Source organism: Neptunomonas sp. CHC150, assembly GCF_030397555.1.
GTDB lineage: Bacteria > Pseudomonadota > Gammaproteobacteria > Pseudomonadales > Balneatricaceae > Neptunomonas > Neptunomonas phycophila.
Genome location: NZ_JAPNXU010000012.1, coordinates 253,392 through 270,109, shown reverse-complemented (window position 1 = coordinate 270,109; position 16,718 = coordinate 253,392). Strand labels below are relative to the sequence as shown.

The 16,718-nt window shown below is 44.3% G+C and carries 13 protein-coding genes; 4 read left to right on the top strand and 9 right to left on the bottom strand.

The window, feature by feature from the left end:
• Nucleotides 1–36: 36 nt before the first annotated feature.
• The 4 genes from OW491_RS17100 to dusA all read left to right on the top strand — a co-directional run bounded on the left by OW491_RS17100 (nucleotide 37) and on the right by dusA (nucleotide 4,473).
• Nucleotides 37–1,932 (top strand): DUF2207 domain-containing protein, encoded by a 1,896-nt coding sequence (locus OW491_RS17100; protein ID WP_290037105.1) that lies wholly within the window; start codon nucleotides 37–39, stop codon nucleotides 1,930–1,932.
• 140 nt (nucleotides 1,933–2,072) lie between these two features.
• The gene (locus OW491_RS17095; protein ID WP_083609991.1) at nucleotides 2,073–2,642 is read left to right on the top strand and encodes a LemA family protein; all 570 of its coding nucleotides are present in this window, start codon (nucleotides 2,073–2,075) and stop codon (nucleotides 2,640–2,642) included.
• A 25-nt stretch (nucleotides 2,643–2,667) separates the two neighbouring features.
• Nucleotides 2,668–3,414, top strand: coding sequence for a glycerophosphodiester phosphodiesterase family protein (locus OW491_RS17090; RefSeq protein WP_290037088.1), 747 nt, complete (start codon nucleotides 2,668–2,670; stop codon nucleotides 3,412–3,414).
• Between the two features lie 81 nt (nucleotides 3,415–3,495).
• A complete protein-coding gene (gene dusA / locus OW491_RS17085) occupies nucleotides 3,496–4,473 on the top strand; it encodes a tRNA dihydrouridine(20/20a) synthase DusA (protein ID WP_290037087.1) in 978 nt (325 codons plus the stop codon).
• Between the two features lie 596 nt (nucleotides 4,474–5,069).
• Here the strand turns inward: dusA and OW491_RS17080 are convergent.
• From OW491_RS17080 to OW491_RS17040, 9 genes are all read right to left on the bottom strand, one after another.
• Complete coding sequence (locus OW491_RS17080) at nucleotides 5,070–5,561, bottom strand: STAS domain-containing protein (protein WP_083609992.1); 492 nt, start codon at nucleotides 5,559–5,561, stop codon at nucleotides 5,070–5,072.
• A complete protein-coding gene (locus OW491_RS17075) occupies nucleotides 5,562–6,758 on the bottom strand; it encodes a SpoIIE family protein phosphatase (protein ID WP_075172655.1) in 1,197 nt (398 codons plus the stop codon).
• 37 nt (nucleotides 6,759–6,795) lie between these two features.
• Nucleotides 6,796–7,521, bottom strand: coding sequence for a VacJ family lipoprotein (locus OW491_RS17070; RefSeq protein WP_290037085.1), 726 nt, complete (start codon nucleotides 7,519–7,521; stop codon nucleotides 6,796–6,798).
• A gap of 129 nt (nucleotides 7,522–7,650) precedes the next feature.
• On the bottom strand, nucleotides 7,651–8,565 hold the full coding sequence (locus OW491_RS17065; RefSeq protein ID WP_290037083.1) for a porin: 915 nt from the start codon (nucleotides 8,563–8,565) through the stop codon (nucleotides 7,651–7,653).
• Nucleotides 8,566–8,892: 327 nt separating this feature from the next.
• Nucleotides 8,893–12,816: an ATP-dependent RNA helicase HrpA gene (gene hrpA / locus OW491_RS17060; RefSeq protein ID WP_290037082.1), complete on the bottom strand. Its 3,924-nt coding sequence runs from the start codon at nucleotides 12,814–12,816 to the stop codon at nucleotides 8,893–8,895.
• A gap of 50 nt (nucleotides 12,817–12,866) precedes the next feature.
• The gene (locus OW491_RS17055; protein ID WP_290037080.1) at nucleotides 12,867–14,525 is read right to left on the bottom strand and encodes an AMP-binding protein; all 1,659 of its coding nucleotides are present in this window, start codon (nucleotides 14,523–14,525) and stop codon (nucleotides 12,867–12,869) included.
• An 8-nt stretch (nucleotides 14,526–14,533) separates the two neighbouring features.
• Nucleotides 14,534–15,331, bottom strand: a complete 798-nt coding sequence (locus tag OW491_RS17050; protein ID WP_290037079.1) for a class II glutamine amidotransferase — start codon at nucleotides 15,329–15,331, stop codon at nucleotides 14,534–14,536.
• A gap of 13 nt (nucleotides 15,332–15,344) precedes the next feature.
• On the bottom strand, nucleotides 15,345–15,791 hold the full coding sequence (locus OW491_RS17045) for a polymer-forming cytoskeletal protein (RefSeq protein WP_075172661.1): 447 nt from the start codon (nucleotides 15,789–15,791) through the stop codon (nucleotides 15,345–15,347).
• The gene (locus OW491_RS17040; protein WP_075172662.1) at nucleotides 15,740–16,684 is read right to left on the bottom strand and encodes a peptidoglycan DD-metalloendopeptidase family protein; all 945 of its coding nucleotides are present in this window, start codon (nucleotides 16,682–16,684) and stop codon (nucleotides 15,740–15,742) included. The genes OW491_RS17045 and OW491_RS17040 overlap by 52 nt, the downstream gene beginning before the upstream one ends.
• Between the last annotated feature and the right edge of the window lie 34 nt (nucleotides 16,685–16,718).

The window sequence follows — 16,718 nt, the reverse complement described above, 5'->3', positions numbered from 1 at the left end:
TCGCAAGCTCAATAGAACAAACAGTAAGGGCTTTGGGTGCAACGCTTTATCAAGTTTCCACTGTATACATTATTTATATTTTTTGTTTCCGGCTGGCTGACGTTTGCCTTCGCTCAGGAACGAATCTTAGACTATCAAACAGATGTGACCGTTCTAGAAGACGGCACCCTACTAGTCACAGAAACGATTCAAGTCCAAGCGCAGGGCCAGCAAATTAAGCGTGGTATCTATCGGGATATTCCTACCACTTACGATAACCCAGATGGCTCAAGGCACCATGTAGACTTTATACTCACCGACGTCACACGGGATGGCCAACCGGAAAACTTCCATACCAAGGCACAAGCTAATGGCACCCGTATTTATATAGGTAGCCAGAATGTCATACTTCCCACGGCACGCTATACCTACCAACTACGCTACCAAATGAAGCGGATGATCCAATTTGGCGATAACACCGATGAACTGTTTTTCAATGTCATTGGTACCGGCTTTGTATTCCCCATTGATCGTGCCAAAGCTCGTATCCAGTTACCGGAAAATGCCATCATCTCTGATTCAATAGCCTATACGGGGCGTCAAGGTAGCCGCGAGCACAACGCTAATTTAAGCCCTATAAATAGTCATACAATCGAAGTGGAAAGCTCTCAGCCGCTTTCGCCCTACGAAGGTATATCACTTGCGGTTGCTTGGAATAAAGGCGTTATTTCCGAGCCGACATTAGCCGACAAACTACGCTGGGCCTGGAAAGATGGCATGCTGATTCTCATTGCCATAGCCGGCTTTGCAGCGACCGGTCTGTATTTGTATTTTGCGTGGAGCAAAGTTGGCAGAGACCCCAGTAAAGACGCTATCATTGCGCGTTTTACGCCACCAAAAGATCTTTCACCCGCGGCCTGCCAATTAATTTTGGATAGAAAATACAGACCACGGGGCATGGCCGCCGCATTAACAAACATGGTGGCAAAAGAGTATTTATCTATAGAACAAGGTAGCAAACGCGTTTTTACCCTGACACGCATAAAGGAGTCTGCAGACTTAAGTCCCGGCGAAGCTATTTTAGCCGCTCGGCTCTTTCCAAGCCTCAATAGCAAACTCACACTAAACCGCACTTATAATCCTTCACTAAAATCAGCCACTGCGGCTTTTAAAGCTAAGCTCAATAACGAGTACGGGCGCACAAATTTTTCTACCAATCGACAATACGCCATCTTTGGGGCATTTATCGCGTTCGTGCCTTTATTAGCCATGATATTACTCAGTAATAACATTGAGGCAGTTGCTAGCAGCATATTTACTATTGTAGCCACCTTTATACTGGGCCAATCTGTACGTAAAGCCGTCACTCAGCGCTCACGACCTTTGATACTCAATATACTAACCAACGGCGTACCTGTTCTCTTTATAATCGTGATGCTCAATAGCTTCCAACAATTCGGATTCTTTGAAAGCGCTGCTGCAGTCGCAATGATCACTTATAGTTTTTGCACAACCGCGTTATTGGGTCTATTTACATGGTTATTAGAAGCTCCCACGGTAGCCGGCCAAAAGCTAGTCGAGCAAATTGAAGGGTTTAAGCTATATTTATCCGTTGCCGAAAAAGATAGGCTTAACTTTCAACATCCTCCAGAAATGACGCTAGGACTGTTTGAAGAATACCTGCCTTATGCAATAGCGTTAGGTGTTGAAAATGAGTGGGGAATGGCTTTTGAAAGTACACTTAGCAATACTGAGCTAACCACAGCTTCTGCAAGCCGCTCTCGTTTTGGCGGAAGCCGTCGTTCGTTGGCGATGTCCACGGTGATGGCTTCGCAGTTAGAAAGCACCATCGCTTCTGCATCAACACCACCAAGTTCTAGCTCAAGCAGCGGCTTTAGCAGCAGCGGTTCTTCTGGCGGCGGTGGAGGCGGTGGTGGTGGCGGTGGCTGGTAGCTATATAAACCACATAAACCACATTGTATTAACATGCTGTTTAAGCCAATGCAGGTAAACTAGCGTTATTAACAAGGCAGCGGGTAAAGAACAGCCATATAACCGAGTTTAAAACTGACAAACAAACCTAGGAGCGTTGTGTGATTACATTTTCAATTATCGTGGGGCTGATCATCGCAATCGCCCTATATATTATCAGCCTTTACAATAAACTCGTTGATAAGCGCGCACGCGCAGAAGAAGCATGGAGCGGCATTGAAGTTCAACTCAAACGTCGGCACAACCTTATTCCCAACCTAGTAGAAACAGTAAAAGGTTACGCCAAGCACGAGCAAGAAACACTCGAAAACGTAATCAATGCGCGTAACTCTGCTGTCCAAATAGGCACAGGAAGCCCAGAAGCGGCAGCACAAGCCGAATCTCAATTGACCGGTGCCCTGCGTCAATTATTTGCCTTAGCCGAAGCCTACCCTGACCTCAAGGCCAATACCAACTTCCTTGATTTACAAGAGCAACTGCAAGAACTAGAAGATCATATACAAATGGCGCGCCGCTTCTACAACGGATCAGCACGTGATTTAAACATCTTAGTTGATAGTTTCCCGTCTAATTTAGTGGCGCAGAAATTTAACTTTGAAAAGCGTAGCTATTTTGAGCTAGACCCAGCGGAAGCCGAAGCGGTGCGTCAAGTGCCAAATGTTAGCTTTTAATCTATAGCCGAAGGAGCGATAAACAATGGTTAGACTACCGCCCGTAATTGGACACCGTGGTTTATCAGCTCTGGCTCCAGAAAACACCTGTGCAGCTATTCACGCCGCATATTCCCATGACATTAGCTGGGTAGAAATAGACCTTAGCTTACTGGGCGATGGCACTGCAGTTATATTTCACGACGACACCCTAGAACGCTGCACGCAACACCAAGGTCATTTATTAGATATCAACCGAGAAGACCTCGCCTGGCTAGATGCAGGAAGCTGGTTTTCGCATGAGTTTGCTGCTGAGCCAATCCCCACCCTGGCTGAAATGCTAAGCCTATTATCTACTTACCACATGGGGCTTAACCTAGAACTTAAAGCTCAGCCCCATGTAAGCCATGCTACTATTGTGCGTTGCGCGTATAGCCACATAAAGAAATATTGGAAAAGTAACCAACCCATCGTCATAAGCAGTTTTGACCACGACATATTACTGGCCTACAGAAAAGCCGACCCTGACGCACTGCTAGCTATGTTATATGAGGATTTACAACCAGACTGGCAAAGCGTCGCCCACCGTATCCAGCCATTGAGCCTTCACTGCCATTACCCAGAGTTAACGCAAGACTCAATTACCGCTATCAAGTCGAAAGGCTACCAAATCGCTGCGTATACTTGTAATAACCTGAACGAAGCCATTCAACTATGGCAATCAGGAATTGATACCCTCTTTAGTGACCAAGCCCATCTGTTCACCCAATACCTAAACAATAAAGCAGAATAAAGCGAAGCCATATATAATAAGGAGCAACTGCGCCCCTAGTAGCGCCCCCTGAATTAATATTGATTTTCACGAGTACTTCTTTTGCCACAAACTGCTTTAAATCGTCGCTTCTCAGTTGCCCCTATGATGGCGTGGACTGATCGCCATTGCCGTATGTTTCACCGAACCATGACGAGCCAATCTGTACTCTATACCGAAATGGTAACGACAGGTGCATTAATTTATGGGGATCGTGATCGCTACCTTAGCTATAACGATGGAGAGCACCCTGTTGCTTTGCAGCTAGGAGGAAGCAACCCTAAAGAATTAGCAGAATGCGCTAAAATGGCAGAGGATTATGGTTACGATGAAGTCAACCTAAATGTCGGCTGCCCGAGTGACCGGGTCCAGAACAACATGATTGGTGCATGCCTTATGGCTCACCCGACCATCGTACGAGATTGTCTTGTCGAAATGCAGCAAGCTGTAGGCATTCCGATCACCGTCAAACACCGCTTAGGTATTGATGATCTTGATAGCGACGAGCACTTACATGGGTTTATTTCAACAGTAAAAGAATCTGGCTGCAAAACCTTTATTATTCATGCTCGCAAAGCCATTCTCGATGGCCTTAGCCCCAAAGATAATCGCGATATTCCACCGTTACAATATGAGCGTGCTTATGCAATTAAACAGCTCAATCCAGAGTTAGAGGTTATTCTGAACGGGGGAATCAAAACACTAGAGACGAGTCTTGAACATCTTAAATATATTGATGGCGTAATGGTTGGTCGCGAGGCCTACCACAACCCGTACATGCTAATTGATGTTGATACTGTTATTTACGGTAACGCTCCCAAAGACGTGCTCACACGAGCACAAGTACTGGAAGCTTACTTCCCTTACATTGAGCAGCAGTTAAGTAATGGCGTGGCACTGAATCATATATTAAGGCACTTACTCGGGCTATTTCATGGCGAACGAGGCGGTAAACAATTCCGTCGAGTTATTAGTGAAAATGCTCACAAGCCAGGCGCCGGCATCGATGTCTTACAGCTCGCTCTAGAAAAGCTCACCTAAAAATAACTGTTGTTGTATAAGGGATTAAATAGGCGGGTAAAAAAGTAAAGGGCTCAGTTCGCATCCATTGCTTTGAGCCCTTCATTCTACTTCCATGTAGATTACTAATCATCCTGATTAGTAGGTCCGAGACCGTCAATATCCTTGCGACATCCTTTCGAACGATACTTCCTTGTTGTCTCGCTGACATGGACCATTCTACGGAATTGCCGGATGAAGACTATAGGAAAAAGTCCTATTTTGATCTGTAACCCATCAAAAAAATCAAAACTCATATAGTGAAAATACGACCCATCCCGCCTCCAAAAATCATCCTCTTCAATACGAACTGGAGAACTGGAGAACAAAGTATTTATAAAAGGGAGTGAAAATAATAGCAGAGGAGATGGAAAAACTATGAAAAATGAAGAAAGGGCTCAATTACGCATCCAGCTTTGAGCCCTACACCCTACTTCCGTATAAGCTGCCGGTTATCCTAACCAACATGTCCGAGACCGCTAATTCCTCGCGAATATCCTTTCGACGACACTTCCTTGTTGTCTCGCTGACTTGATACATTCTACGGAAATCAGAGATGATGGATATAGGAAAAATTCCTATTTTTCTTCGAGAGTAGATACTAAATTACAAAATGCTTGGTAATTAGTTTCATTTAAAGACATTAATACTTTGTGCGCGTTGATTATGCGCTGCTGAGTTGCCTCTAGTGACTCCTGCACCATAGGCACTTGTTTCAATTCGGTTACGGTCTCTGGTAGCGAATCTAGGATAACGAAAATTCGATCAAAACCCATGTTGAGTAATGTTCGTGTTACATCGGCATTAACAGATACCAACACCGGATCGGCTAATTTCTGTTCTTTTGCGCGAATGGCTATCTTGGCAATCAAACCCAGCGTAGTACTGTCTAAAAAGTCAGACTCTGTTAAATCAACCAATACATGCTGGCACTCCCCAGAAGAGAGCACACGCTCAAGATGGCGATCTAATGCACCGCACAAGGTTAGACGAATTTCACCAATAAACTTTATTACATAGTGGCTATCACGCATTGCATAAAAAATAGCCCCTTCGTTTTGCTCTTTCATCTACACTCTCGATACAGACATGATGGTAATATCATCTGGCAAACCATTTTCAATGTCTGTTTCTTCAAATACAAATTCACTAAAAGCATCCAATGTTAGGTAATGAGCTTTTACCCAATTAAGGATATCCGACTCTTTCTTTTCTATTGTACCTTCAGGAAGCAATTCTAAAACACCATCGGACATGATAGTTAATGAAAAAACATCATCGATGGTAATTGAGTACTCTTCAAAATGAGCGCTGGGCAACAAGCCCACCGGCATTCCTTTACCCTCTAAAAAACGCGTACTAGATTTTGTCTTAAGAATGGGCATAGGATGATGGCCGCCTACGGTGTAGGTTAAGCGGTTAGATTGAGAATCAATAAGGCCACAAAAAATTGTTAAATGTTTATCTAATTCTAACGCACATAAATCAATGTTCATACGCTGAACAGTACTCAAGGGCGAAAGTATATCGTGGCTTGAATCCCGACGATGATTTCTTAGTAATCTAAAAGTGAGGTTTTTAAGTAAGACTGTTATCAGCGCTGATGATGTGCCATGCCCTGATACATCGGCAACATAGAAGAGCGTTCGATGATCATCAATAGGGATAATATCTACAAAATCACCACTGGCAACCAGCGAAGGCAACAATGCATAATCATATTGGAAACCATCAATACTTTGATGGGTCTCGGGTAAAATACGCTTTTGTAATTGATAAGCGGCTTGCTGGTCGTCTTGCAGCTCTTTTAACGTTGCTTCTAAACTTTCCCGATACTCGTGTCCTTCACTTATCAAATGACAGCGCCGCAGCGCCTGTAAAGCCCGTAAAGTAAATGGCGCCACATCAGTTTCTAGCTGAGACATAATAAATACATCATCAATGCCAGACCTAAGTGATTTGAGTATCAATGCGGCATCTTCTGTAGCAAGAATAGCTAAGGTTTCGTAACAAAAAGGGCTATCAGCCAACACATCACCCTGACTATTATGATCAGAGTACAACATGTGTCTGGTTTCAAATCGTTCAATATCAGAAAGATCTGCTATAAACACAATATTCAAGCGAACAGTAGGCAAAATAGTCAGTTCTTCAAAAGCCCCCACTATCGTGGACTTTCCGTAACACGCTAAAACGGACTGCAGCCAGGCTTGCGAGCTACCTGAAAAATTAACTATTTGTATCAACCCGCTTACATCACTCGACATTCATACAACCAACACCCCTTACGGGCCAACGTTTTGGTTAAAAATCGCTTGCGTCAAAGCCTGTATCCATACGACCATCACGCACCGAAAACTCGCGGCGTTGCAAATAGGCGTCGCGAACAAAACTATATTCATCGCCACTGATCAGTTTCTCTAAAGGAAACAACCCCACCCGCGCATCCAAGACTTCTAAACCATAACCCGTATTGCGCGTAGGTACATGATCCACCGCTTGCCCCCAAACATTCGTGTAGCTGTCAGGGATTTTAGCAAAACCATCACGAACAGAAGACGGCCCCAAAAAAGGTAAAACTAAGTAAGGTCCTGAGCCTACTCCCCAGTAACCTAGCGTTTGGCCAAAATCCTCACCCGACTTAGGAGAGCCCATAGGCGTTGCTACATCGAGAATACCACCCAAACCAAACGTGGTATTCAACATAATACGCGAAAAATCATGTGCAGACGCATCGCCTTTAAGCTGTAGTAAGTTATTAACTAACGAGCCAACATCAGACAGATTCGAAAAAAAGTTATGTACGCCCTTCTCTACAGGATCCGGTGTAACAAACTCATAACCTTTGGCTAAAGGACGCAGAACAACCAGATCAACTCCTTTGTTAAAGCCGTAGGTAATACGGTTAACACCTTCCCAAGGGTCTGATTCTACTTCAGATACAGCAGCACTACTGTATAAGCCTATAGACGAGCCAAGACACAGTGTTAGAAAAGATGTTTTCGACAGCGGCTTAGTGAACAAAGACATTCGTGCTTCCAAGAGAGTTAAAAGAATTACCCATTCTAAAATACTGCAGTGCAAAAAGAAATTCTTTACGTAAACGAAAAAAGACTCCCGAAGGAGCCTTTTCTTAGCAAGAGCTAATCTTAAATAAGATTAGAACTTAACTGTGTAAGATACGTTGAACTGGTCAGTAGTGTCTGAACCGTCGTCGTAAGAAGAGTATTCAACGCCAACGCCAGCTTTTTTGCCTAGAGAGTAGTTCATACCGATAACCCACTCGTCTTGGTCGTCGCCGTCAGTGTCTAACTGAGAGTACTGAGCGTAAGGAGCAGCAGCGCCAGCTTCGTATACAGCAGAGATACCGTACAGATCAGAATCGTCAGAACCAGACTCTAGTTTTTCGTAAGCTAGACCTAAAGTCAGAGGACCGAATGCGTAAGAACCACCCAACAAGAAGTTTTCTAGATCATCAGAAAGACCTAAGTACTTGTTTTCGAAGTTCCAGTAACCAGCAGACAGGCTCAAAGGACCAGCCATGTAGTTAGCACCCAAAGCGTAACCGTCAACGTCATCAGCGTCAGGACCAGCAACAGAACCGTCCATTACGCCAGCTACGTAGAAGTCGAAACCAGAGAAGCTAGGAGAAAGGTAAGCAAGTGTAGAACCTAGACGGTCTGGGTTGTAGTACAACTCACCAGCTTTGTTAGAAACATCGCCGTAACCTTCAACTACGTCAGTTGGGTTAGCAATACGACCAGCCAATACTGTACCGAAACCGCCAGTAGCACCTACGTATGCGTAACGAGTTTCGATGCCAGAACCGTCGTCAAGACCTTCACCTTCAGAAAGTTCAACTTCGATTTTGTAGATAGCAGTTAAGCCTTCTACTGAAGTTTCAGAAGAACCTTTCAAACCGAAGATTACGTCATCCATGAACAGATCAACGTCGTTGTCTTCTTTAGATTGCAAAACTGCTTCTAGCTTACCGTAAAGTGTAGCGTCAGCTTGAGCAACCATTGGAGCAGTCAAAGCACCAGCGACAGCTAGAGCGATCAGTGACTTTTTCATCAAATTTCCCCTTCAATATTCAACATACTAGTAGTGAATTCTAGTTTTTCTTAAGGTACCAGCCGACAAAGCCGTTAGTACTATCAAGAAAATACTATACATCTCGAATATTTCAAACATGTGAATCAAAAAACTTTCACTTTCTGTCCAATGTTTAAAATAATTCAAACACTTGCTTAATTTATAACCAGTTAACTACCAAAAAGCAACCAGTTACGCATAATTTGCGTGCATTACAGCACAGCTCCCTTAAGCACGCAACCCCTTGAAACTTAGTAACGTATAGTTTTTAGGGTTACTACCTCTTCAAGGCTACTTTTAATGACCTCAATCAGCTTCTAACGCCCGCCATCTCTGGACTACCCGTTTTTCAGATACCGGTTCTTTAGTACCCAGTTGCTGTGCAAAGAGCGAAACTCGGTATTCTTCTAGGTACCAACGAAATTCAGACAGTTGTATATCAAACTCACCGCGCTTCTCTTTAACTTCAAACGCTTTGTAACACGCCTGATAATACCCTTGAAGTTGGTCACTTAATAAACGTTGTTTGGGTATTTCTCGTTGGTACTTTTCTAAACGAACTTCAATAGCATTCATATATCTAGTGTATTCTGCAAACACTACCCACGACATATTGAATAAATACTGCTTATTAATTAAACCACCAAGCTGACTTTTTATATCATTTAAAATACTGATGCCGTCCAAAGATACGCGCCCATTCAAATGACTTTGTATGCGATGATAAGACTGGTGAATAGCAAAAACTTGTTCTGCTGTGTCTCTTAAAACTTGGGGTAAATCTTTTTTTACAGACAACAATCGATTTTCAAAATCTTTCTCTGTTCTAGGAATTTTTTCATCCAGATCCATGATTTTTCGTAACGCCAGTGTCAGCATCCCCTCTTCTAATTGTTTTTTAGTCATCACTTTAGCCACATAAATAGCGCTTTCATTAATTTTAAAAATAGATGAGAGTTGCTTTTTAATTTCACTATTTAGCGCTAAGCGGGCTAAACGAACCACCCCTAAAATAGAAGATTGCTCTGCAAACGATGCATTCATCGCCACCTTTAAATCGACATGAGTACCTTGATCGACAAGCATAGGCCACGCATCAACTTGAATCCCTCCTGCTTGCCGAGTCTGTATTTTTACGGGTAACTCGCCAAAATCCCAGCGCGTTATTTGTGTGCGCCCCCATTTTTCATCTGGCGCACTATTAATAGCCTGCTCTGCCGATTCACCAAACTGCTCACACAGAGCTTCCCAGTCCCGACCTTGGGCTATCTGTTTGCCTTTAGCGTCCAGCAAACGCAAGTTGATACGGTAGTGATCTTCTAATGTGGCTTGCTTTAGCTCTTCACTGGTAACCCGGTGGCCTGTCATACGCAGAAGTTGATGAGACATTGCCTCGTAAAGATCCCCATCAGCAAAGACCATTGCCTGACTTACCGCTTGGGCATAGTCTGGTACTGGCACAAACTGCTTTCGAGTCTGTTTTGGTAATGATCTCAATATCGCCTCACACTTTTCTCGCAGCATACCAGGCACAAGCCACTCTAAACGCTGAAGAGGGAGCTGTTTTAAAAGAGGAAGCGGTACATCTAATGTCACGCCATCATCCTGAGCGCTTGGCTCAAAATGGTAATGGAGGGATAACTTTACACCCTTCCATTTTAAATCATCGGGGTAAGCTTGCTTAGAGATATGATCAGCAGAGCGCTGAAGAATATCGGCTTGAGTTAAAAATAAGACTTGGCTGTTGGCCTGCTCTACGTCTTTTCGCCATTTTTCAAATCCAGCACCATTAACTACATTCTCGCCACCGAGCTCGTTCAATTTACGGAAATAAAAGTCGAACAGCGTATCTTCATCGACAAGCAGATCTTTACGACGCGATTTTGCCTCTAGTGCCTCAACTTGCTCAAGTAATGCCTGGTTATGAGTGAAGAAAAGAGCTTTTGTTTGGTAGTCGCCTTCAACCAATGCCGAACGTATAAAAATATCATGGGAGGCTTGCGGATCGATTTTCCCATAGTTAATGATCCGCTTGGGAATAATCAACAATCCGAATAACGTCACTTGTTCCACAGCAACAACTTGAGCGCGCTTTTTATGCCATGCGGGTTCAAGGTAGGTGCGCTTTACTAGATGACTAGCCAATGGCTCCGCCCATTCAGGCTCTATCTTCGCCACACAACGAGCAAAAACCTTTGAGGTTTCTACTAACTCTGCAGCCATTATCCATTTAGGCGATTTTTTAAATAAACCTGATGCAGGAAAAATATGGAAACGCCGATTTCGCGCTCCCAAGTATTCTTTATTCTCTTGTTTAAAGCCCAACTGGCTCAATAGACCCGCTAGCAACGAAACATGGATTGCTTTATAGCTCGCAGGTTCTGAATTCTCACGCATATTCATTTGTCGAATGCTGAGGTGCAACTGACGGTGCACATCCCGCCATTCTCTCATGCGCATATATGACAAAAAGTGCTTTTTACAATAATTACGTAATTGATTTTGTGACAACGACTGGCGCTGCTCTTCGTAACTATTCCATAAGTTTACAAAACCGAGGAAATCAGAGTCTTTATCGATATATTCTTGATGTTTTTGATCGGCAGCCTGTTGCTTATCGGCTGGGCGCTCCCTCGGGTCTTGCACACTAAGGGCGCTAGCTATGATTAGTAGCTCGCTTAATGCCTGTTGCTTATCTGCCTCTATTATCATCCGGCCTATGCGCGGATCCACAGGCAGCATCGACAAGCGCCGACCAAGCGATGTCATTTTACGATGCGCATCAACTGCACCAAGCTCTTCTAATAGCTTAAAGCCATCATTAATAAAGCGGCTATCAGGTGGATCTATAAACGGAAACTGATCAATACTACCCAGTTTCAGCGACAGCATCTGTAAAATAACGGCGGCTAAATTGGTACGGCGAATTTCAGCATCCGTAAAGAGCGGTCGCTGTAAAAAATCTTCTTCACTGTATAAGCGAATACACACACCCGGCGCTATTCGTCCACAACGCCCCGCGCGTTGATTAGCACTGGCCTGGGATATCGCTTCAATCGGTAAGCGCTGCACCTTAGAGCGATAACTGTAACGCGAGATACGCGCTACCCCAGTATCGATCACATAGCCTATACCGGGCACAGTAACGGACGTTTCCGCTACGTTAGTCGCCAATACAATTCGACGACCACTCGAACGCTTGTTCTCAAATATACGGTTTTGCTCTGCGGCGCTTAATCGCGCATACAAAGGCATAATTTCTGTATCACGCAACTGGGCTTTACGAAGCACATCAGCGGCCTCACGTATATCACGCTCACCGCTTAAAAAAACAAGTACATCTTTTGGGCCTGTGTTCTTAATCTGCCTGTCTAAGGCTATGATCTCTTCCACTGCATCAATAATGGCCTGCTGTGTTGTTCTATCTTTAGTATCTTCATCATCGCTCACTAGAGGACGATATAACACGTCAACGGGGAATGTCCGGCCAGAGACTTCAATTACGGGCGCGTCATCAAAGTGCTTAGAGAAACGCTCTAGGTCAATAGTTGCCGATGTTATGATCAGTTTAAGATCAGGGCGCTGCGGTAAAATACGCTTAATATAGCCTAATAGAAAATCTATGTTCAGACTGCGTTCGTGCGCTTCATCAATGATGATGACTTCGTACTTTGACAAGTAACGGTCGTGCTGAGTCTCGGCTAGCAAAATACCATCAGTCATCAATTTAATAAGAGAGCCTTGGCTGACCTGATCCGTAAAACGCACCTGATAGCCCACTTTATCGCCTATCGTCGTATTCAACTCGTCGGCTATACGGTTGGCTACAGTACGAGCAGCTAGCCTTCTCGGTTGGGTATGCCCTATGAGCCCTTTTGCTCCCAACCCAAGTTCTAAACAAATTTTAGGTAGCTGCGTCGTTTTACCCGACCCCGTCTCACCGGCTATAACAACCACCTGATTTTCAGAAATAGCGGCTTTAATAGCGTCTTTTTTTTCAGCAACCGGTAAATCCGGATAATTGACGACACCAATACTGTCTAGACGTTGCTGAGTGAGAGCGGTACTTTTTTCGATAGTTTGCTCTAAATCTGCCTGCATTTTAGAGGTAGGTTGGCCCGAAGCAGAACGCGCAGCAATTTGTTGCAACCGTTTTTCGATACGAAAGCGATCACTTGTTTGACATTGCTCAAGCACGGATGTGTGTGTATCTGAGTTACTAGGTTTCAAAATAAGCTCATGTATTTATGGTAGATTTAAGGCGCAGCGGTAGGCTAATACTAAAAATAAGATGTTGATAATGGCGAGCTGACATGCACCGCTAAGGCTTCATCTCGCAACTGTCTGCGTAAAACCTTACCCACTGGGGTGTGCGGCAAGTGTTGCTTAAACTCAACTAGGCGCGGCACTTTGTATGAAGTTAAGCGCTCACGGCAATATTCGCGAATATCGCGCACGTTCAACCGAGGGTTGGATGATACAACATAGAGCTTAATTTGCTCACCTGTCGCCTCATCGGGTAAACCAATCACGGCGCACTCTTTGATATCCGGATGGCAGCTTATCACTTTTTCGAGTTCGCTTGGATAAACAGGGAAACCCGAGACATTAATAATATCGCTTTTTCGGTCAATGATATGAATCTCACCCGCTTGATTCATTAAAACAATATCACCTGTCTCAAGCCAACCTTCTTGTATAGATACCTCTGTTTCTTTGGGCATATTCCAGTAGCGATTAATAACTTGTGGCCCCTTCACCCAGAGTTCACCTTTTTCGCCATACGAAAGCACATCTCCTTCTTCGCTCAGCACTTTACACTCTGTTTGGGTTAGCGGCTTACCTACGCTGCCTGTAAATTTATCACTAGGTGGATAGTTCACCGAGATAACCGGCGAGGCCTCTGTTAGACCATAACCCTCTACTAATGGGCATCCGGTTATACGTCGCCACTCTATAGCGGTAGATTCACTTAACGGCGCACCACCCGAGCAAGTAATTTTAAGTGCACTAAAATCAAGCTGTAAAAAGTTTGGATGATGGCACAAACCAACAAACAACGTATTGAGTCCGGCAAAAAATGTACACGGATAACGGCCTAGTTCTTCCACCAGCAAGTCTCGATCACGCCAATCGGGGATCAACACCATACGAGCGGCAAAAGCGATCATCATTAAGCAGTGCAACGTAAACGAATAAATATGGTAAAGCGGCATAGGAGCCACAACCACTTCGCTCCCCGTATTTAAATCATTCTCAAACAACTCACATAGCTGATTCATATTCGCTATTAAGTGCCGGTGTTTTAGAATCGCACCTTTAGCGTCTCCAGTTGTACCACCTGTATACTGTAGAAGGGCTATATCATCTGGAGAGATTGACTCATGAACGTACAGCTCGGCTTGCCCTATGCGCAATACTTTTCGAAAGCTAATCAGATGAGGTAAAACCGATTTAAAACGACGGTATTTTCTGGGGAGCCCCATAAATCGAGTAAATGCTCGTTGCGAGAGTGGATGCAAGTCCAAAACATCAGCTGCGATAACTTCGGCTATGGAAGTTTCGTTAATAACTGCCTCAACCCTGTCTAAGCACTCTTGCAGTGTGATCAACACCCGAGCGCCACTATCTCGTAGGATATGCCTAAGTTCGGCCTCACCAAAGTTAGGATTAATATTCACCACAATCATGCCGGCTTTCATGGCGCCAAACATAGCAACTGGGTAATGGAGTAAATTGGGTAGCATCAAAGCCACCCTATCTTGGCGAGATAAAGTACCCGTAAATTGCAAATAACCAGCAACTTGAGTGCTTAAACGATCAAGCTGAGCGTACGTCAGTGTCGAACCAGCATGCGTGAATGCCGGCTTTTCAGGAAATAACCGAGCCGATCGCAACAGTACATCAGATAAGACGTTAACTCCTGTCAGCGTATGCATGCTACGACCTACTCTTGCTGAGCGCTATATCGATACTCGGCGTCAATGCCACCTTTAAACACGGTTAGCTGCCCTGTTTTAACAGGTGTCCACGGCTCATCATGGGTTAAAGGTTCTGTTGCTATGACAGTGACTATGTCGCTATCAGTCGTTTCGTGGCAGAAATCGACTATCATATCTTCATCCATCAACCGAGCCTGGCCAAAAGGAGTTCGACGCGTCAGCCAAGACAGCTTCGACGTGCAATAGGTTATTAAGAGGCTTGATTCCGACAACAACATATTGAATACGCCGTATCCTCGTAAACGCTCACACCGCTCATGTATCAAATCAATGACGGGTGTCATATCATCTGGACGCTCAGGAAAAGCGTCGCGGATTTCACCTAACAACCAACAAAACGCAAATTCGCTATCTGTCGTCCCAACGGGACGATAAAAACGCAGCGTAAGCTCGTCGTATAAACGCGGGTCCAATTGGCCATTGTGAGCGAACGACCAGCTATATCCCCAAAGCTCACGGATAAAAGGATGTGTATTTTCTAGACAGACAGACCCCACATTGGCTTGTCGAATATGGCTTATCACCACTAAGCTTTTTATGGGATGCTCTTTAATAAGATGCGCTATTTCTGAATCGATACTGGGTTTAGGGTCATGAAAAGCACGCACCCCTTTACCATCATAAAAAGCGATACCCCAACCATCTCTGTGTGGCCCTGTACCTCCACCACGCTGCATTAGGCCGCTGAAACTAAAGCAAATATCAGTGGGGACATTCGCACTCATGCCAAGCAGTTCACACATCGGGGTATGCTCTTTATTTGTTAACTTTTAAAGTAATCTTGTCCGGTAAGGTATCAATAGCATCGACACCTGACGCTTCAGGTGGCGAAATAACTTGAAGTGACGATTTTTCATGCAGTTTACGTTCACCGAGGAAGCAGCCCGCAGGATCAATCGACATTACCTTACTTAAAACCGTAGCACGAACTTTGCCACCTTTTTCAATATGCAGCTCATCGCAAACGACTTCGCCTTCTAACACCCCGCTAACAATGAGCTGCTTGGCTTTGATCGAGCCGTTAACAGACCCCGATTTACCTATCGAGATATGATCTAAGGAGTTGATTTGGCCTTCAAAGATACCGTCAATGTGCATCTTGCCTACAACGCTCATATCACCTGAGAACTTATTACCTTCAGCAATAATCGTTATGGCTGAACGGTTTGGTTGAGAGGATACAGATTTTTTAAGGATGCCCATTTCACACTCTTCACTGTTGTAAATATTGTATCGAAGTTGGCGATATTCCACGCCACAAACGGTGCCGGATTTATCGGCTTATACAGGTGGCGCACCTCATAGTGAAGGTGTGGACCTGTCGATTGTCCAGTATTGCCACTCTCAGCAATTTTCTGGCCTTTGTGCACAAACTCTCCGCTGCTAACCACCATTTTATTTAAATGGGCGTACGCCGTCCGAAAGCCAAAGTTATGCAGCAAAATAACCTGCCGACCGTAACCATCTCCCTTATTTCCAGAAAACTCGACCACACCATCAGCCGTTGCATAGACTGGGGTCCCGATTTCTGCTTTGTAATCAATACCTTTATGCAAAACAGGTTTCTTGCGCAACGGATGCATACGCATACCAAAGCCATCATTTATGCGGATGGCCTGTATCGGCAGTCCATTGGGCATACTATTCAACATAAATAAACGCTGGTTAGCCATCATTGTTAATGTTTCTAAACGATCGGCGGATACATCCCCTGTATCGGGGACGTTAAGCAACGTTTCTAATTCGTTTAAATTCTCGCCTAGAGAAAGCTGAAGCTCCCCCATTCGGACATTTTCTTCTTGTAGTTGATCGCGTTCATTTGCAACTTTTGATAACGAACTACTCAACTCATCTAATTCGTTTTTATAGAGTGTTTGAGTACCCAACATCATTTCGTATTGATCAGTTAATTGCTGATGATCCTCTTCCAAACTGGCCAGATCATCACTCGTTTTCACCAATAACCAATTCGAGATAAAAAAACTAACCGCCGAAACAATGACGAAAAACGCGACCAGATAACGAGCTACTTGTCCTAACGAATACTGACGCGAGCCATAAACGGTGGTTAGCGTCACGATAAGTTTATTTTTCACACATTGAACCCTTAATGCACATCTGGCGTGGTAA